Origin of the sequence: Brucella sp., assembly GCF_032066345.1 — a bacterium.
In the GTDB taxonomy this organism is placed as follows: Bacteria; Pseudomonadota; Alphaproteobacteria; order Rhizobiales; family Rhizobiaceae; genus Brucella; species Brucella pseudogrignonensis.
Map to the genome: position 1 here is coordinate 186,839 of NZ_DAMBKZ010000005.1, position 18,973 is coordinate 205,811.

Here is an 18,973-nt window from a genome sequence, read left to right on the forward strand (position 1 = left end):
TTTGGAGCCAGAAATGAGCGGACAATTGAATGGCAAGGTTGCGGTCATCACTGGCGGCACCCAAGGTCTTGGTGCGGCTACAGCACAGCTTTTTGCCGAACGTGGCGCGGAGGGCATAGTGATCTGCGGTCGCTCAGCCGAAAAAGGCAGGGCGCAGGCCGACACGCTGGAGCAGCTCGGTGTGAAGGCCGTGTTTGTTCAAGCCGATCTGGAAAAGGTCGAAGATTGCCGTCAGGTGATTTCGGAAGCGGATCGGGCTTTTGGACGGCTTGATATTCTCGTCAATGCAGCCGGATTGACGGACCGTGGCGATATACTTGATACGTCGCCTGAACTGTTTGATCGGCTTTTTGCGGTCAATACGCGTGCACCTTTCTTTCTTATTCAGGAAGCGATCAAGCTTTTCCGGCGTGAAAAGGTTGAAGGAGCGATTGTCAATATTTCGTCCATGTCCTCCATGGGCGGCCAACCATTCATCGCTGCTTATTGTGCGTCCAAGGGTGCGCTTGATACGCTCACGCGCAATATTGCCTATTCGGTGCTGCGTAATCGCATCCGCGTCAACAGCCTCAATATCGGCTGGATGGCATCGGATGGCGAAGATCGTATCCAGCGCGAATTCCACGGCGCACCCGCCAATTGGTTGGATGAAGCGGTCAAGGCCCAGCCATTTGGACGTCTGATTGATCCCAGGGAAGTTGCGCGCGCGATTGCGTTTTTGGCGTCGGAAGAATCCGGAATGATGACTGGTGCAATCGTGAATTTTGACCAGTCGATTTGGGGTGCATACGATTCGTCTCCGCATCCAGCAAACCCGCTCTGAGGCTCTTCTGCACCAATTTCTGCAAAATCCTTCCAGAATGTGCAGGATTTTTCACATCTGGCGGCCGAAAAAATCTTAATCTTTACCGATCCTGCTTGCTCTTACAATTTCTTGTGATTAACCAATCATCTATCAGATCCCGTTGAAATTGCGCTGAAAGGATGAGAAATCGTGGAGCAGGCAACGAGCGGAAAACGCAAGGGCGGACGCAAAGCGCTTTGGGCAGCTGTCGCAGTCATAGCCATCGCGGCTGCAGGTGCAGTCGGATACAAGATCACACTCGAAAAGACGATTAACGCCCAGCTTGAGCGGCGTGGCGGCAAGGCTGCCTCTGTTTCGGCAGATTTTCTCGGCCACATAAAGCTGACCGATGTGGTCCTGCCTTTGAAAAACGGCACGAACGTCACCATCGCTTCGATCGAAGGTCGTCCAAAAGTACTGTTTCTGAATGGCATGCTTGATGCCAAAGGTATCAAGACGGAAATCGCTCAGTTTAAGATTGAGATGCCGAGTGTTCTTATCGACGATGCGAATTTCGATATCCAGATGCTGCGCGATACGTTCGGCAATGGCGAGTTGAGCCTTGCTGAACGCGTTGGGCGTGTTTCTGCCAAGCGCATGTTGGTGCCTGAAATCAACATCGTTCAGATGTTGAACGATAAGGAACAGAAGACATCTTATAAAGATGTCGCGCTGGAAGACATCGTTCATGGCCATGTCGCACGCTACACTTCAAGTGGCGCGACATTCGATCTTGATCTTTCGTTGCCCGATGAGAACGGCACGATTAATGAAGAACGTATGGCTGGTACGATCGGCGCATCAGAAGGCAAGGATATTGACGGCGTTTTTATAGCGCGTCTTTATACTGAGAAGGCTGGCCCGAGCGATACCGAAGCGAAGCCAGTTTATGGACCGTTTTCTGCGAAGAATATCGCCGTAAAGGGCACAAAGTCGAGCTTCAGCTATGATGAAGTTCGCAGCAACGGCTTTACCATGCGCCTGCCTGCAGAGCCGTTTACCGAAACACTACAGAAACTGGAAGCAGCCAAGGACATCGAATCTCTTTCGCATGAAGAACGTAAAGAGTTCTTCATGCGCCTGATCGGTCTCTTCGACACGATTGGTAAGGGCGACGTCGAGTTACTCGGGATGAAAATCCAACCGGGTGATCCAGAAAAGGGCGAAGGCAAAATCGACAAGATGGCGATGTCCTTCGACAATAAGAAGCTCGACATGTCGCTTAATGGCTTCTCGGCTGGTAACGGCACCGACTTCGTGAAGCTGGACGAATTCTCGCTTAAAGGCTTCAACTGGGCGCCGTCGGCAGAGGCCGTGACAAAGTTTGCAGGTCTGAGCGACCAGGAAATGGAGAATTTCCCGTTCACGACCATGCTGCCTGAATTCGGCACGATGGTCGTCAAAGGTGTTGATGCTGATCTGCCGGGCGACAGTAACGCCAATGACGATGTTGATGTTGAGGAAGATCAGGACACCACTGCAACGCCGCCAGCAACCGGTTTGCCTGAGCGCATCAAGTTCAGCATGAAGAGCTACGAGCTGGCATTGAACAAGCCGTTCAACGGTATTCCGACTGATATTCGTGTTGCCTATGAGGATATGTCTTTGCCTGTTCCTGCGAACAGCCGTGAAGAAATGTATCAGCAGCTGCGCAAGCTCGGTTATGACCGTGTAAACGTTTCATCCAATCTGGAAGCAAATTGGGATGAAGCCAGCCAGAGCCTCGTCATCAAGGATCTGTCGGTCAGCGGTCAGGACATGGGAAAAATTTCCATGTCTGGTCTATTGGGCGGCTTCACCAAAGAGTTCTTCTCCGGTGATAAAGTTTTGGCACAGGTTGCACTTCTCGGCCTCAAGGCTCGTGAGGTAAAGCTCAAGATTGAAGAACAGGGTCTGATTGAAAAGGGTCTCAAGTTCTACGCAGACGAAAACAACATGACTGTCGAAGATGCCCGCAGCGCTTTGACCATGATTGCTAATGCAGTTCTGCAGGAACTTGCTGCCGACCAACCGCAGCTTCAAGATGCGATCACTGCTTTTTCGACATTCCTTGCTAAGCCAAATATCTTTGAGGTGACGGTCAAGTCCAAGTCAGACAAGGGTATTGGTGCGCTGGAAATGGTTGCGGCATCGCAGAACCCGCTAGCGCTGCTTGATAAGGTCAATATTGAAGCGAAAGCTGAATAACGGTACGTTTCTTTTTAAGTGATCAACTGGAAACGCCGGCTTTAATCAGCCGGCGTTTTTTGTCGCTTGTGATCACCATAATGAGTGTGGACACGACACTTTCGCTTCTTTTATCTTTGCCCCGTGTCTCCAGAAACCGATATCGGTTATTACGGTGATGCTATAGGGTGCGCGCATTCAAACTCCACCATTCGGATTTACCCAATGCTTAAAAATCTAAACCCACTGCTGACCGGTTCGCTTCTTGAAGTGCTTGCGGATATGGGCCATGGCGACGATCTTGTTATCGTTGATGCCAATTATCCAGCACAGGCTTCCGGTGTGCAGGTTCTGGACTTTCCGGGGATCAGCGCGACAGATATTGCAGACGCTGTGCTTTCACTGCTGCCGCTCGACGACTTTGTTGATAAGCCAGCGGCTGTGATGGAGTGCCCTAGCGAGACGCCTGCGATTTTTGGTGAATTTGAAGCCATCATTGAGAAGGCAGAAGGCCGCAAAATTGCTGTTGATCCGATTGATCGCTTTGCGTTCTACGATCGGGCGAGTGCTGCCTATGCAGTCATCCGCTCTGGCGAAAAGCGTCTCTATGGCAATATCATTTTCAAGAAGGGCGTTATTCGCTCATAATGGAAACAAAAAAAGCCCCGCATTGCGGGGCTTTTTCGTAATGTCCATTTTACTGCTGTGGCTTTGGCTGGTGGTGTTCCATTTTGCCTTTGCCACCGTGATGCGGACCCTTTGGGCCATGGTGGTGGAACTTCTTGCCCGCACGTAGTTCGTGGCGGTCTAGCTTACCATCTTCGTTGCGATCAAGCGCTGCAAATTCCTTCTGTCGTTGCTTTTCAATCGCTTCCAGAGTGATTTTGCCATCGCCCTTTACATCAAGGCGACGTTCCATGCGGTCTGCTGCGCGGCTGACCATGCGCTTGAGCGCGAGTGCTTCAATTTCATTGCGAGAGAGGACGCCGTCGCCATTTGTGTCGGCGGCTTTCAATTCGTCCATGCGGGAGAATTTCTCGAGATCGATTGGTCCGCGCTTGCCTTTAGATCCATCATTCTGTGTAATGGAAGTATCCGTCGCTGACTTGTCTGTATTTTCGCTGGCCTTTTCCTGTGCGAATGCGGCGGTGGAAAGCAATGCAGAAGCGATAACTGCAATATACAAGGTCTTCGATTTCATGGTTATTTGACTCCATTACTCTATACACGGCGCCATTTATTGGCGTGTGAGCAATGTCAGCCATTTTAGGTGAACCTGATATGAACAGGCCAATTAATAATTCGTAATGTTACGATGCCTTGCTTGCGAGCTTTCTCTCCCGAAACATCGAGAAGAGGCCAGCCGCGACGACAATGCTTGCACCGGTCACTACATTCCAGGTCAGATGTTCGTTGAAAACAAGAACTGCAATGAACGCTCCAATCACGAGCTGGAGATAGGATAATGGTTGCACCTCACCGGCTTCAAGAATGTCGTAGGCGCGGATGAGGCAATAATGGCTTGCAATGCCACAGGCGCAAAGCGCCGCCATCCAGGGCCAGTCATGCTGCGCAATTGGTTCCATATGAAAAAGACCGACTGCGGTTAGTACAACAGCGCCGCCAATGCCCGTATAGAAGAAGCTGGTCATGGAGTTATCAGATTTGCTGACTGCGCGTGTCGCAATCGCATAAATTGCAAACATGGTTGTTGCAGCCATGGGGAACAGCAAGTTCAGGTCGAATTTCACATGAGTTGGATTGATGATGAGAAGAACACCGAACAAACCAACCACAATCGCGGTCCAGCGACGCCAGCCTACTTTTTCGCCAAGGAAGGGCACTGAGAGCATCGTGACGAGTAATGGGCCTACCTGAAAGATTGACTGCGCCATGGCCATGCCGACCCGGCTAAGGCCGAATACGAAGATAACGATTTCCGTTGCTAGCAAGACGCCGCGGAAGATCTGCAAAAATGGACGCTTAGTCGAAGCAGCGCGTACAATTCCCCCGGCGCGCATCGCAAGTAGAATCACGAAAACGGCAAACGCCCAATAACGCACCATCGTTATGAAGATGGGCGAGTAATGTGATCCGAGATACTTCGAGATGCCATCTTGTGCCGCAAAAATGGCAACGGCTAGAAGTGTGAATGTGTAACCAAGGCTCTTTGGGGTCATGTGGCACACTCATAGTACCACCTTATTGGTTTCGCCATGCCTATTTGCGCATTTAGGCTGCAATATTGCTGGATATTTACAAGTAGCAAGGAAGAAGATTTTCAACGCAATTGAAACTTGAGCCGGTTCGTCCGGCTATCGTGTAATCAGCGGTAACTCTTTGAAAGAAGAGGAGAAAATGGTGGGTGATGTAGGGATCGAACCTACGACCCGCTGATTAAGAGTCAGCTGCTCTACCAACTGAGCTAATCACCCACTCGCTTCTCCGAGGCAGCGGCCCCGGTGAGGTGAGCGGTTCTATAAAGGCCGCTTTTCTGTCTGTCTAGCCTTCAGTGATAAAAAAATGAAAAAAAGTTGCAGAGATTTCAAAAAGCCCGGAAATGCGGAGTTCTTAATTAAATACTCAATGCACCTATTCCGCGTATAAGTGAAAACTAATCGTTTTGATTGCTAAAATAAATTTCTGCCAGTGGAATCATTCTTGTCATGATTCTGATTTTGAATCATTTTTTCCAAATGACGTTGTAAGTGGACGCAGGAATTTCCATATTCGCAACGCTCGATTTGGACTTGCTAATGCTTCGCTCAAGAGGGGACTGGCATTATTCGTTCGAGCTAAATGATTTGCGCAGCAAAATTCGCAGCCATGTCATCAATTTTTGATGCTTGTCTGAGATGGTTCGGCATATAAAAGACTTGATAGGCAAATAAGTTCTTTGCCATTGAGAGAATGCTGCAAGCGTTTGTTACGCGCAGGCAGGCGAGGGGTTCACGCACCGGATTGTCCTCGTTTAAGAAAACCCGAAGTCACCCCACGGTTGGGGTCTGACTTCAGAATCCGGTTCGCGGCATTTTGAGGACGGAATGGAAAGCATAATTAGCGATCTCGGACAGTTCATTTCCGATCATCGGGTATGGGCGGGTCCTATCGTAGGCATTATAGCCTTCGGCGAGTCTCTCGCTATTATCGGAATGTTCATTCCTGCCACACCTATCATGCTCGCCATTGGCGGTCTGGTGGGCGCCGGAATCGTGGAGCCTTGGCCAATTATCATCGGCGCCATCATCGGCGCGGTCATTGGCGATATCGTTTCTTATTTGCTTGGTTGGTGGCTTGGTCGCAGCATTATTCACAAGTGGCCGCTCAATAAGCACCGCACCGGCATTGCGCGGGCACGATTGCTATTTCGCCGCTATGGCTTCTCGGCTGTTTTCCTTGGTCGCTTCTTTGGGCCGGTCCGTTGTACCGTTCCGATGGTTGCAGGCATGATGTCGATGGATCAGAAGCGCTTCCAGACCGCAAACGTGCTTTCTGCAGTGGTCTGGGCGCCGCTCATGTTCCTACCAGGCTGGCTCGCTGGTCGCGGCATAGGCGTATTTGCGAAGATGGATGGCGATCACATGTTCTGGTCCGTGATAGGCATTACGGCCTTGACGATCGTGGCAACGGTGATCGGTATGCGTTATTTCAAAGGTCGCCCACGTCGTGAGCGCAAGCGCGGCGTGCATGTTTCTCCGGCTGAATAGTATATGGTCTTGCGCGTAAGCCGCGCGTCTGCATAATGCAGCCATCATATGCCATATGAAAACATGGTGTTCTGGAGCAGACAAAGGGTCTGCTTCGTGTCTCTTTAAAAGGTTCATCGCGCTTTATGCCCGACGACAGTTCTGACGATTCGTCTTCACGAAGTCCCGCTCCCTGTATGGGAGCATTGGACTTAAAAGGCTTTGAGCTTTCTCACGCCGTTTGCAATTCCTTCTGGCCGATCCGCTTTTCTGTGGTTCGGGAGGGAAACGCATGCGGCGTTTTTTCTGTTTCCTCTTTTCTCTGATTTTACAGGAGCCGACAAATCATGGATTGGTCCATGGACTGGATTGCCGACCCCAATGCCTGGGTAGGACTCGTGACATTGGTGGTGCTAGAAATTGTTCTCGGCATCGACAATCTCGTCTTTATCGCCATTCTGGCCGATAAACTTCCGCCTCATCAGCGTAATCGTGCGCGTATAATCGGTCTTTCATTGGCCTTGATAATGCGTCTTGCATTGCTGGCTTCGATCTCTTGGATCGTGACGCTGCGTGAACCTTTGATTGCAGTGATGGGACTTTCCTTCTCTGGTCGCGATCTCATAATGCTGGTTGGTGGTCTGTTCCTTCTCGCTAAGGGTACGATGGAGTTGCATGAGCGCCTTGAAGGCGCGCATGGACCTAAGAACACGCGCGTTGCCCATGCGATCTTCTGGCAGGTTATCGTTCAGATCGTCGTGCTTGATGCGGTCTTCTCGCTCGATAGCGTGATCACGGCTGTTGGTATGGTGCAGCATCTGCCTGTTATGATGATCGCGGTCATTATTGCGATTGCAGTCATGATGCTGGCTTCGCGTCCGCTGATGGACTTCGTCAACAAGCATCCAACAGTGGTTATCCTCTGCCTCGGCTTCCTGATGATGATCGGCTTCAGCCTTGTCGTTGAAGGCTTCGGCTTCCATATTCCGAAGGGCTATCTCTATGCCGCTATCGGCTTCTCGGTATTGATCGAGGCGGCCAATCAGATGGCGCGTAAGAATCGCGAAAAGCTCGTGACCACAAACGATCTTCGTGAACGCACAGCGGGCGCTGTTCTGCGCCTGCTCGGTGGTCATCGCGGCGATAACCCACTTTCAGACACAGTTGATGTGATTGCGCAGCAGACGGCTGCCAGTGACGTCTTCCTGCCGGAAGAAAAGGAAATGATCCGAGGCGTACTGGATCTTGCCGATCGCCCGGTTCGTTCCATCATGTCGCCGCGTAATGAGATCGAATGGCTTGATCTGGATGAGGATGAAGCTGAGCTTCATGAAGCGATCCGTAAGCTTTCGCATTCCCGCGTAATTGTTGCCCGTCGTCAGGTTGATGAGTTTGTCGGTGTTGCTTCGGTCAAGGATCTGCTGCTTGATATGACCGACAAGAAGCAGATCAACTGGGATGAAGTGGTCAAGCAGCCATTGGTGGTTCATGAAAATGCGAATGTGCTTCGCGTCATGGAACAGCTTCGCGTTTCGCCGGTGCAGCTTGCTGTGGTGGTGGATGAACATGGCTCGTTTGAAGGCGTAGTCACACCGACCGACGTGCTTGAAGCCATTGCCGGTGAGTTCCCGGATGAAGACGAAGAGGCTGCTGTTGCAGAATCAGACGGACAGGGTGGCTATCTGGTTGATGGTTTCACAGATATTCGCCGTCTCAGCAGCATCCTGCAGCGCGATCTGGTGGATGATAGCGATCGTTACACAACGCTTGCGGGTTATGCGCTTTGGCACCTCGGCCATCTGCCGGTGGGCGGTGAAAGCTTTGTAGAGGATGGATACCAGTTCACCATCGAAGCGATGAGCGGTCGTCATGTTGAAAAGGTCCGGATCAGGCCTGTCGACGACTACGAAGTCTAAAATAGAATAATTTTGCGGGCATCCACATGGTTGCTCGCAAAATATTTCGCGATGTTAACTCCCATAAAATAAGTGGGATATTGACTTTATCGCAGAAGCCTTCAAAATTAACACATCGTTCATTGATGCGGCGAAAGCGTGGCCCAAATTGGGCTTCAGATTGCAGCTTGAGTGGTGAACGTGAAATGGAGGCTCTTATGAACCGTAAAATTCAATTGCTGGCGCAAAGCATAAAAGATGCTGTGCTGCGCATGACGGCCTATCTGGAGCAGCCTTGGCGCGGCATGAAGCTGAGCGCTGATGAAATTGCAGAGCGTCGTCGTAATCGCTTGGAGCGTGGCGAGCAAAATTTTCTCTGGTGCTGGCAGCACCGTGGGTTTTGGTAACATCTAAGCAATGAAAAAAGTTTCGAAAGCCGGGAGCGAAAGCTTCCGGCTTTCGCGTTTTTATTGCGCGTTTCTACCTGTCTTTGGAAAAATATTCTCAGGCCAATTTTTCCGTTAGGCGAGGTTTCCAATAATGGTTGTGAAAGTAGTTTATATATTTAAATCAATGATTTAGATTGATTCTTGCTTGTCTCTCTGTAGATTTGTTTCCCAACAGAAGTCGATTTACGGGCGCTTTGCGCAAGCAAAGTGAGAAGGGTGCGATCTATGAAGAAAATTATTCTATATGCGGCTGTTGCTCTCAGTTTGGGCGCAGCTCCGGTCAACGCGCAGGAGCCAAAGGAAATCCTTAACGTTTCCTATGACATCGCACGCGAGCTTTACGAGCAGGTCAACAAGGCATTCATCGCCGATTGGAAAGCCAAGACTGGAGAAGACCTCACTGTCAATCAGTCCCATGCCGGTTCATCCAAACAGGCTCGTTCCATTCTCGAAGGTCTGGAAGCTGATGTTGTAACCTTTAACCAGGTGACGGACGTTCAGGTGTTGCACGATAAGGGAGACCTTATTCCTGCTGATTGGCAGAAGCGCCTGCCAAACAATTCTTCGCCTTATTACTCGTTCCCGGCTTTCCTTGTGCGTGAAGGCAATCCAAAGGGCATCAAGAACTGGGATGATCTCGCTCGTGACGACGTGAAGGTTGTTTTCCCGAACCCTAAGACCTCTGGCAATGCGCGCTATACCTATCTGGCAGCGACGGCTTATGCCAACGAAGCTTTCAAGGGCGATCAGGAAAAGGTCCACGAGTTTATCGGTAAGATTTTCAAGAACGTACCAGTGTTCGATACAGGCGGTCGTGGTGCAACGACGACCTTTGCTGAACGAGGTATCGGCGACGTTCTGGTAACGTTTGAAGCGGAAACGCGCGGTACAGCCAAGGTGCTCGGCGAAGACAAGTATGATGTGGTTGTTCCGGAAGTCAGCCTTCTGGCTGAATTCCCAGTCACTGTCGTTGATAAGGTTGTCGACAAGCGCGGCTCGCGCAAGATTGCCGAAGCTTATCTAAACTATCTCTACGCGCCTGAAGGTCAGGAAATCCTCGCACAGAATTTCAATCGCGTGCACGATAAGGACGTGATTGCAAAGCATAAGGATATCTATCCAGATGTGCGCCTTGTAACAGTCGAAGATGCTTTTGGCGGCTGGGAAAAGGTTCAGAAAGAGCATTTTGCCGAAGGCGGCGTACTTGATAAGCTCTTTACTGCTAAGTAAACAAGACTACCCGGCGGGAGCACCCAGCTCTCGCCTTTCTTTTGGAAAAATCCAGTGTCGCTTCTTAGCATGAAACGCAATTCTGTGCTGCCGGGGTTCGGACTGACCCTTGGCTGCACTTTGCTTTATCTGGCGGTCATTGTCGCCTTGCCGCTACTGGCAATGATCCTGAAAACCGCCAGTCTTGGATGGAGCGATTTCTGGAACATCGTGTCTTCAGATCGTGCACTGGCGACGTTTCGCATCACAATCAGTGCCGCAGCCGTAGCTACCGTGTTCAACGGTCTGTTTGGACTTCTGCTTGCATGGGTTCTGTCCCGCTATCAGTTCCCTGGCAAGCGACTGATCGATGCGGCAGTCGATCTGCCTTTTGCTTTGCCTACTGCGATAGCCGGTCTGGCGCTCGTGACGCTGTTCGCACCCAATGGCTGGTTTGGTCGTTTTCTTGAGCCGATTGGTATCAAGGTTGCTTATGCGCCACTTGGCATTATGATTGCGATGTTTTTTACCAGCATTCCCTTTGTCATCCGCACCGTACAGCCGGTGCTGGAAGATATGAGTGCTGATGTGGAAGAGGCTGCGCGCAGCCTGGGTGCCAGCCCCTGGCAGGTTTTCTCACATATTATCTGGCCGACAATCTTCCCGGCGTTCCTGGCTGGCGCTTCGTTGTCCTTTGCCCGCAGTCTCGGTGAGTTCGGCTCCATCGTTTTCATCTCCGGCAATTTGCCGTTTGAAACGGAAGTCACATCACTTCTGGTTTTCATCAGGCTGGATGAATATGATTATCCAGCTGCTGCAGCACTCGCTTTCATGATGCTGCTCATGGCGTTTTTTATGCTTCTTGTGACTAATATTATTCAGGCAAGGCGGCTTCGTTATGCAGAGCGCTAGTGCAAGCGCGCAGGCGCGCAACAAGCCGGGCTCTGTGCGTAGCCTGCTGATCGGAATGGCTGCCATTTTGTCAGCAATCTGCATTGGCGCGCCGCTGGCCGTCATCTTCTCCTATGCCTTCAGCAAAGGGGTGGATGTCTTCTTTGGAGAAATTCTCAAGCCTGATACGCTTCATGCGGTGTGGCTGACGATCCTGACCGCGATTGTGGTTGTGCCGATCAATATGGCTTTCGGCATTTGTGTAGCTTGGCTGGTCACAAAATTCCGCTTTCCGGGTCGCCGACTGTTGATCACATTCGTCGAAATTCCGTTCTCGGTCTCTCCGATCGTCGCTGGTGTTACGTATCTTTTCCTGTATGGCTCGCAGGGACTGCTAGGACCGTTGCTTGAGAGCTACGACATCAAGGTCATGTTCACGGTTCCCGCGATCGTTCTGGTGAGCCTGTTCGTGACGTCGCCTTTTGTGGCACGCGAGCTGATTCCACTGATGGAAGTGCAGGGCAGTGATGAGGAAGAAGCGGCTCTTACGCTTGGAGCGAATGGCTGGCAGACATTTTTCTATGTCACGCTGCCCAATATCAAATGGGCGCTGCTTTACGGTGCTGTGCTTTGTAATGCCCGCGTGATGGGCGAATTTGGCGCGGTGTCCGTTGTGTCAGGCGCTATCCGTGGCAAGACCAATACATTGCCGCTGCAGGTTGAGCTCTTGTTCAACGATTACAATGTCGCTGGTGCCTTTGCTGCCGCCTCGACACTGGCCGGCTTAGCATTGCTGACGCTTGTTCTGAAAATCTGGCTTGAGCGGAAACAGAACGGCTAAAAAGAAACCGCCTGCTTTTTTAGAGGCAGGCGGCTGGCGGTCACGCTGCTTGGGAGAGCGTGTGTGTTCTTGGTTCGCGTTGCAGGGATGAGGCGAGGATTGCGCCTTCCGGCCAATGCGTGAAGCCACTTGCCACGTTGATATGGCCTGCATGGCCGACGTCGACAAAGCCAGAACCCCAGACATTCGCAATGGCTTCTGCCTTGGCAAAGCGCATATATTCGTCATCGCGGCTGGCAACGACGATGGATGGAAAAGCTAATTCATGCCGAGGCAAGGGTGCAAAGCTCGCAAAGCGGCTATCGCGACGCGACATAGTTTCAACGTCTGCCGGGGCGACCAGAAGTGCGCCAGCAACGTGAGCCGCAGCCGGACGGCTTGCGAGATGCGAAACAAGAATACAACCAAGACTATGGGCAACCAGAACCGCACCGGGATTTTCGGCGAGTTTGGCTTCAAGCGCGTGCATCCAGTCGGATAGCACCGGATAGTGCCAGTCATCTTGTTCGACGAGCACTGCTGACGGATCGTCATGCAACCATTGGCGCTGCCAGTGGCCTGCTTCCGATCCCTTGTAACCGGGGATGATCAATGTCGCAGGCATGCGTTAGTTCCTCTTGGAATGTGCCTTGGGAGGCGTTTCTGCTCTGCATCGGGAGGATATGCGAAGCAATTTCCAAGATAGGGGCTATTTCATATCAATTTAAGGAATATAAATTCAAATTGAGGCGGGTGTGTAAAAATTAATCCCGCCTCAGATTGATTACTTCTTTTGTTTGTCGTTCCAGCGCAGCACAAATTGCGATTTCTCGAAAACGAGAACCACGATCAGCGACATGGCAAATGGAATGAGAAGATAAAGCAGGCGGAAGACGATAAGTGCCGCCAGAACGTCAGCCTGATCCATATCCGGCAGGCCGGTGAGGAAAACCAGCTCAAGCACCCCAAGGCCGCCCGGAGCGTGTGATATGAGGGCTGCCGAGAACGATACCAGGAAGATGCCGAGAATAATCAGGAAGCCCGGATTGCCTGCTTCTGGCAATGCGAAATAGATGATGCCTGCGGCACCAATCAGTTCGAGCGGCGCTACAATCAGCTGCTGTGTAACAACTGGCAAACGCGGATATTCGAGGCGGAATTTGCCGATCTGAAGTGGGCGTAATTGCAACCAGCTGCCGAAGATATAAAGCAGTACAAAAGCCAGCATCAACAACGCGATGACTATCGACACAGTCGGCGTCAAGTCCGAGTTGAACCGCATCAAAATATGCGGTTCCAGCAGCAGGACAATGCTGGAGGTGATGATTACGCCGAGAATGAATGTGAATGAGCAGAAAGCGATAAGGACAGCGATTTCACTGCCTGGCATTCCTTGCGAGGAATATGCGCGATAACGCACCACTGCACCTGAAACGACCGACGCGCCGATATTGTGCGACAATGCGTAGGTCGTAAACGAGCAGAGAGCGATGAAGAGCCAGGAAATTTTGCGACGCAAGTGGAGAAGCGCAATGCGATCATAACCGGCCAGCGAGCTATAGGCGAGGAGTGCCGCTGCTGTTGCCAGCAACCAATGATGCGCGCGGATCGCGTAAAGACTATCCAGAACGTCTTCAAGCGAGATACTGCGCAGCTCCCGATAAAGAAGCCAGGCTGAAACAATGACTGCTAGAATGCCTATTACCGGCCAGATGTAATCCTTGAACTTCATTAACCGATCACCGCACCTTCAACTCGCATCTAATTCCCCTTTATCGATCTCTCCGGTTCTTGCATCAGGTTGCTTCCGGTTCGATCCCCTTCAAATCAACCAAGGTCTCGGACGAAGGGCGATGTTGCTGAACACCCTCGTTTCGTCTCTCGTTTATAATTGCTCTCTCCATTGCTCCGGCGATTTCGGCTTCGCCCAGGATAACGGAGTCTGCACCTAGATCGTGCAGGTATTGTGCTTCAGCTGCCGAGCAGGCTCGCACGATGATGCGCAGGCCCGGATTTGCAGCGCGGGCAAGTGATGTTGCGCGCCCGGCTTCAAATGCATTCGGGATAGCAATCACCAGATTGATTGCCATCTCAGGATTCGCCGCCTCCCATATTTCAGCATCAGAGGCATTTCCCGCAATAGCTTCAATGCCGATTTCTTTCAATCTGAAATAAATCTTGGGCGAATTTTCGATCACAAGGAAAGGCATTTGCTTTTCCTGCAAGGTCGAAGCCACTCGTTTACCGATCTGGCCATAGCCCACAATGATTGTGTGAGCTGTCAATTTGGTGAGCGGTAGCGGTTCGGGTTCCGAGATATCGAGGCTTGTTTCACCCAAATCATTGGTTGAGCCTTCAACGCCCAGACGCTTTTCGATCCAAGGTCGTAGTCGCTCGGCAACAATGAACATGACCGGGTTGAGGAAGATCGAAAGGATTGCACCGGCGAGGATCAGATCGCGCCCTTCAGGCGGGAGAAGGTTGAGGCCTACTCCCAACCCTGCGAGGATGAATGAGAACTCGCCAATCTGAGCAAGACTTGCGGAAATGGTAAGAGCTGTTCCAACGGGACGTTTAAATGCGCGGACAATGAAGAATGCTGCAACCGATTTGCCAACCAGAATGATCAGGAGTGTCGCAATAAGGGGCAGGGGATCACGGATGAGACTCATCGGATCAAACAACATGCCCACGGAAATGAAGAACAGAACCGCGAAAGCGTCGCGCAGAGGCAGCGATTCCTCTGCGGCGCGATGGCTTAGCTCAGATTCGCTCATCACCATGCCAGCAAAGAATGCACCAAGCGCGAAAGATACGCCGAACAGATGGGCGGCACCAAAGGCAACACCAAGCGCTATAGCCAGAACGCCAAGGCGGAACAGTTCACGCGAGCCTGTCTGAACAATGACGTTCAGAAGCCATGGGATCACCTTTCGCCCCACCACCAGCATAAGCGCTACAAAAACTGCAACCTTGGCAATGGTCAGAAGAATGATGCCGCCAATGCCTAGCCCCAGCCACTCGGCGATAGGATCGTTGGCTGCGGCATGTCCGGCTTCAGTGCCGACACTGGCAAGGGCAGGCAGAAGCACCAGCGCCATGACCATGGCGAGGTCTTCGACTATCAGCCATCCGATGGCGATGCGGCCTCGATCTGTATCGATAAGACGCAGATCCTGCATCGCACGCAGGAGAACGACGGTACTGGCCGTTGAAAGCGCTAGCCCGAAGACAAGACCGGCTTTTACGTCCCAGCCAAGTGCAAGACCGAGAGCTGTGCCGAGTGCTGCTGCTGTCGCGATCTGTGCCAGCGCGCCGGGAACAGCAATTGCTTTCACAGAAAGCAGGTCTTTGAGAGAGAAGTGCAGACCAACGCCGAACATCAGCAGGATAACGCCGATTTCCGCGAGCTGGAGAATGAGGTCCTGATCGGCAACAAAACCGGGCGTGTGCGGGCCAGCTATGACACCAGCAAGCAGATAACCGACGAGGGGGGAGATTTTGAGACGGGTGGCAATCGCGCCGAAGATAAACGCCAGACATAACCCGATGACGATTGTCGCAATCAAAGGCGTGTCATGGGGCATAGGGGTGCCTTCCCGTTCTTCAGTCTTATAAAATTTTTATGGAGAGCCGGGCATGATCGTAACCATGCCCGGCAATGGAGTTATTTTTGTGCAGCCGTGTTGTCTTCAAGCGCCTGATGCGCTTCCCGACGATGCTGCCACCAGTTGCCCAGCAACAGCAGGATCGGTGCAGCGATGAAGATCGACGACGTCGTTGCAATGAAGATACCGAACAGCATTGGCACGGCAAAATTATGAACGGCGCTGCCGCCCCAGATTGCCATTGGCAGAAGGCAGAGGAACGTCACAACCGATGTATAGATACAGCGGACGAGTACCTGATTGATACTCATATCGACGATCTCACGCAGAGGCTTCGTTTTGTAGAGACGCATGTTTTCACGCATACGATCATAAACAACGACCTTATCGTTTACCGAGTAACCGATAGCGGTCAGAAGCGCTGCAATGGCGGTCAGGTTGAAGTCGAGCTGAAGCAGCGCGAAGAAACCAACCATCTTCGTGGTATCGAGTATCAGCGTGATAATCGCGCCGACTGCGAAGAACCATTCGAAGCGCCACCAAAGATAGATGAGCATACCAAGAGCCGAAAGCACGACCGCGATGAAGCCAGAACGGGCCAGTTCGCCGGAGACCTTTGGTCCCACAACTTCGGTACGTTCAATCTTCACACCCGGATCGATTTCAGTAACAGCGTCGCGCATCTTGTTGACTGCAACCGTCTGTGCTTCTTCACCGCCATCCTGACGCTGAATACGGATCAGCACATCATTTGGGCTGCCAGCAGACTGCAGGGCAACTTCACCAAGGCCAAGTCCGCCGAGCTTCTCACGCAATTGCGCCAGATCAGCAGGTTGCGACGTGGTGATTTCCGCCTGAATGCCGCCCTTGAAGTCGATGCCGTAATTCAGCCCCGGCTTGAAGAAGAGCGCGATCGAAGCAATCGACAGGACGATGGAAACGCCGATGCCGAAGAAGCGCGCATTCATGAAGCGGAAGTTAGGGTTTTCAGGTGCGATCCTTACCAGTGGCTCAATGCGAAGCACCTTGAGCTTGCGACGACGCACATACCAACCCATCGCCATGCGAACCAGCGTCACGTCGGTAAACATCGAGATCACGATACCGAGCATCATGGCAACAGCAAAGCCGCGTACCGGGCCTGTGCCGAACATGAAGAGGAGCAGCGTCGAAATCAGCGAGGTAACGTTGGAGTCAACGATTGTTGCGAAAGCGCTATGGAAGCCTCGGTCGAGGGCTGCCATAGCACCAAGGCCTCTTTTGGTTTCTTCTCGAATACGTTCGTTGATGAGAATATTCGCGTCAACCGCGATACCGATACCCAGAATAATACCGGCGATACCGGGCAGCGTCAGTGTCGCGCCGATAAGGCTCAGTGCTGCGAAGGTCAGCAACGTGTGGAGCAGAAGTGCTACGTTGGCAATCAGACCCCAGACGCCGTAAAGGAGCTGGATGAAGATCGCGACGAGGATGAAGCCAGCGATACCGGTGATCAGACCCATCTTGATGGCGTCGCCACCGAGGTCAGGACCAACTGTACGCTCTTCGATAACCGTCAGTGGGGCAGGGAGAGCACCTGCACGCAGCAGTGCTGAGAGAACAACACTATCCTGAACCGTGAAGCTGCCGCTGATCTGGCCATTACCACCGGTAATCGGTTCACGGATGACCGGCGCGCTCAGCACCTTGCCGTCAAGAACGATAGCAAATGGGCGGTTGACATTCTTGGTGGTGATGTCAGCAAACTGACGGGCACCGAGGCTGTCGAAGCGGAACGAAACGATTGGTTCGTTGGTGCGCTGATCAAATCCTGCACGCGCATCGGTAAGACGCTCACCGGACAGGGCAACCTGATCTTCAATTGGGTACTTGATGTTTGGATCTTTGGAATCCGGCAGGATGCTGACGCCCGGAGGCGGTGCATCATTCGGATTCGCGTCAGCCACCATGTGGAAGCTCATCTTCGCGGTGCTTCCGAGAAGCTGGCGAAGCTGTGCTGGGTCCTGAAGACCTGGAAGCTGAACAACGATACGGTCGGAACCAACGCGCTGGATCGAAGGCTCGGCAACGCCGACCTGGTCAACACGCTGGCGAATGATTTCAAGGCTCTGCTGAAGCGCTGAATCAAGGCGATAGGTGAAGCCAGCCTGTGTCAGCGTCAGACGGATCTGATTGTCGCTGGACGTGACGTCGATATCGTTGATCGCTGCGCCGAAGCCGCTCGTGTTAACCTGAGAAATCAGGGTTTTGAGCGCGGTATCGGCCTTTGCACGCTGATCGGCGTCAGGGATCGTCACGATGACGGAATCACCAACGGCGCGGATCGATTGTGGCTGAATGCGTTCAGCGCGCAGCTTGCCGCGCGCATCATCAAGCAGCGCACGCATACGATCTTTTTTGAGACCAGCTGCATCCACTTCAAGAACAAGGTAGGAGCCGCCACGCAGATCGAGGCCGAGCGTTACCTGTCGTTTAGGGAACCACGACGGCATCGCGTCGAGATGCTGCTGTGTGAAGAAATTGGGCAGGGCGATAATGACGCCGATCAGAACGATCAGGCCATATAGCACAGCGACCCATTTAGAAGTACGCATGAGTTGAAGTTCCGGATATTGAGCGCATTCAAATTTCGTAATGAATACAAAAATTTAAGGCGCATTTCTTCGTAAATGATTCAGGATTGGCTATGACCAATCTCAATGACGATTTTCAGGCGCTCCTTGGTGGCGCGCGTACGGGAGCATATGTGCTCCGCGAAAGTCTCAAAATCGCGTTTGTCCTTGCGGATTCGACTGGTTTTGCGTCGAAAAATGCAAGATCACGCGGCATTGCCGACAAGCCTGCACCATTTCCGTCGGGATAGGTTGCCTTGATTTTAGCAGCAATCGCTTCGGCCAGAACGGCGCGTAACGGCTGCGTCGCAGGCGTGGATTGCTGGCGTCCAGGTATCGCAGGCGCGTCTTCGACCTGCTGGGCTGCCATGCTTTTGGGAACAGTGCGGCAGGCTTCATCGCCAAGGGCAGAAAGGTCCACTGCAAACATAAAGGCTGCAAACGACAGGACGCACGTTACAAACAGCATGAATCCATGCTGATGATAACGATCAGTGCGCTGATCTGTGTTGTTCATGCCCTTAATCAAAACGCTTGGACTTTCCTCTACAGTCTTTCCGCAGAAATGAGCCAGTGCCAGAGTGGTTTTCCGATTGGCCTAAACCACTCTAGTTATTCGATTTTATGCAAAGCCCGATTCAAAAACTTTGTATTTTTATCGGGACTTAGCGTTGACACCTACAGCATCGATTCACAAATTGGAATCTATTTCTGTCACCTGCTGCCCCTCGGTTCGCATGAAAGGGTTTGCGATGGTTCCTGATCTGCTGCTCACACAACCAAAATCCTGCGT

Annotated in this window: 17 protein-coding genes and 1 tRNA gene; 9 read left to right on the forward strand and 9 right to left on the reverse strand. The window is 52.0% G+C overall.

The window, feature by feature from the left end; genetic code table 11:
• The first annotated feature begins 13 nt into the window (after positions 1-13).
• The 3 genes from RT142_RS08835 to RT142_RS08845 all read left to right on the forward strand — a co-directional run bounded on the left by RT142_RS08835 (position 14) and on the right by RT142_RS08845 (position 3,658).
• Complete coding sequence (locus RT142_RS08835) at positions 14-823, forward strand: SDR family oxidoreductase (RefSeq protein ID WP_113159995.1); 810 nt, start codon at positions 14-16, stop codon at positions 821-823.
• A gap of 171 nt (positions 824-994) precedes the next feature.
• The gene (locus tag RT142_RS08840; protein WP_313028360.1) at positions 995-3,031 is read left to right on the forward strand and encodes a hypothetical protein; all 2,037 of its coding nucleotides are present in this window, start codon (positions 995-997) and stop codon (positions 3,029-3,031) included.
• A gap of 204 nt (positions 3,032-3,235) precedes the next feature.
• A complete protein-coding gene (locus tag RT142_RS08845) occupies positions 3,236-3,658 on the forward strand; it encodes an RbsD/FucU family protein (protein WP_105518695.1) in 423 nt (140 codons plus the stop codon).
• Between the two features lie 49 nt (positions 3,659-3,707).
• Here the strand turns inward: RT142_RS08845 and RT142_RS08850 are convergent, their stop codons facing one another.
• The 4 genes from RT142_RS08850 to RT142_RS08865 form a co-directional block, all read right to left on the reverse strand.
• On the reverse strand, positions 3,708-4,211 hold the full coding sequence (locus RT142_RS08850; protein WP_113159993.1) for an EF-hand domain-containing protein: 504 nt from the start codon (positions 4,209-4,211) through the stop codon (positions 3,708-3,710).
• A gap of 109 nt (positions 4,212-4,320) precedes the next feature.
• Positions 4,321-5,190 carry a DMT family transporter gene (locus RT142_RS08855; RefSeq protein ID WP_112805756.1) on the reverse strand — a complete coding sequence of 290 codons (870 nt, stop codon included), beginning with the start codon at positions 5,188-5,190 and terminating at the stop codon, positions 4,321-4,323.
• 179 nt (positions 5,191-5,369) lie between these two features.
• Positions 5,370-5,445, reverse strand: a tRNA-Lys gene (locus RT142_RS08860).
• A gap of 360 nt (positions 5,446-5,805) precedes the next feature.
• The gene (locus RT142_RS08865; RefSeq protein WP_153222971.1) at positions 5,806-5,967 is read right to left on the reverse strand and encodes a hypothetical protein; all 162 of its coding nucleotides are present in this window, start codon (positions 5,965-5,967) and stop codon (positions 5,806-5,808) included.
• Between the two features lie 87 nt (positions 5,968-6,054).
• Here RT142_RS08865 and RT142_RS08870 point away from each other — a divergent pair, with 87 nt between their 5' ends.
• The 6 genes from RT142_RS08870 to cysW all read left to right on the forward strand — a co-directional run bounded on the left by RT142_RS08870 (position 6,055) and on the right by cysW (position 11,981).
• Positions 6,055-6,717: a DedA family protein gene (locus tag RT142_RS08870; protein ID WP_113159992.1), complete on the forward strand. Its 663-nt coding sequence runs from the start codon at positions 6,055-6,057 to the stop codon at positions 6,715-6,717.
• Positions 6,718-7,043: 326 nt separating this feature from the next.
• The gene (locus RT142_RS08875) at positions 7,044-8,612 is read left to right on the forward strand and encodes a TerC family protein (RefSeq protein ID WP_007875627.1); all 1,569 of its coding nucleotides are present in this window, start codon (positions 7,044-7,046) and stop codon (positions 8,610-8,612) included.
• 197 nt (positions 8,613-8,809) lie between these two features.
• Positions 8,810-8,998, forward strand: coding sequence for a hypothetical protein (locus RT142_RS08880; RefSeq protein ID WP_039859886.1), 189 nt, complete (start codon positions 8,810-8,812; stop codon positions 8,996-8,998).
• 267 nt (positions 8,999-9,265) lie between these two features.
• A complete protein-coding gene (cysP, locus tag RT142_RS08885; protein WP_112805758.1) occupies positions 9,266-10,270 on the forward strand; it encodes a thiosulfate ABC transporter substrate-binding protein CysP in 1,005 nt (334 codons plus the stop codon).
• Between the two features lie 69 nt (positions 10,271-10,339).
• Positions 10,340-11,161 (forward strand): sulfate ABC transporter permease subunit CysT, encoded by an 822-nt coding sequence (cysT, locus tag RT142_RS08890; RefSeq protein WP_064320782.1) that lies wholly within the window; start codon positions 10,340-10,342, stop codon positions 11,159-11,161.
• Positions 11,148-11,981: a sulfate ABC transporter permease subunit CysW gene (cysW, locus tag RT142_RS08895; protein ID WP_313028363.1), complete on the forward strand. Its 834-nt coding sequence runs from the start codon at positions 11,148-11,150 to the stop codon at positions 11,979-11,981. Before cysT ends, cysW begins: the two co-directional genes overlap by 14 nt.
• A 40-nt stretch (positions 11,982-12,021) precedes the next feature.
• Here cysW and RT142_RS08900 read toward each other — a convergent pair whose 3' ends face one another.
• The 5 genes from RT142_RS08900 to RT142_RS08920 form a co-directional block, all read right to left on the reverse strand.
• The gene (locus RT142_RS08900; RefSeq protein ID WP_112805762.1) at positions 12,022-12,585 is read right to left on the reverse strand and encodes an alpha/beta hydrolase; all 564 of its coding nucleotides are present in this window, start codon (positions 12,583-12,585) and stop codon (positions 12,022-12,024) included.
• A 159-nt stretch (positions 12,586-12,744) separates the two neighbouring features.
• The gene (locus RT142_RS08905; RefSeq protein ID WP_007875615.1) at positions 12,745-13,692 is read right to left on the reverse strand and encodes a lysylphosphatidylglycerol synthase domain-containing protein; all 948 of its coding nucleotides are present in this window, start codon (positions 13,690-13,692) and stop codon (positions 12,745-12,747) included.
• 64 nt (positions 13,693-13,756) lie between these two features.
• On the reverse strand, positions 13,757-15,547 hold the full coding sequence (gene ybaL, locus RT142_RS08910; protein WP_112805764.1) for a YbaL family putative K(+) efflux transporter: 1,791 nt from the start codon (positions 15,545-15,547) through the stop codon (positions 13,757-13,759).
• A gap of 80 nt (positions 15,548-15,627) precedes the next feature.
• Positions 15,628-18,162 (reverse strand): protein translocase subunit SecD, encoded by a 2,535-nt coding sequence (gene secD, locus RT142_RS08915; RefSeq protein WP_064320778.1) that lies wholly within the window; start codon positions 18,160-18,162, stop codon positions 15,628-15,630.
• 115 nt (positions 18,163-18,277) lie between these two features.
• Positions 18,278-18,697, reverse strand: a complete 420-nt coding sequence (locus tag RT142_RS08920) for a hypothetical protein (RefSeq protein ID WP_105518691.1) — start codon at positions 18,695-18,697, stop codon at positions 18,278-18,280.
• Positions 18,698-18,973: the final 276 nt, after the last annotated feature.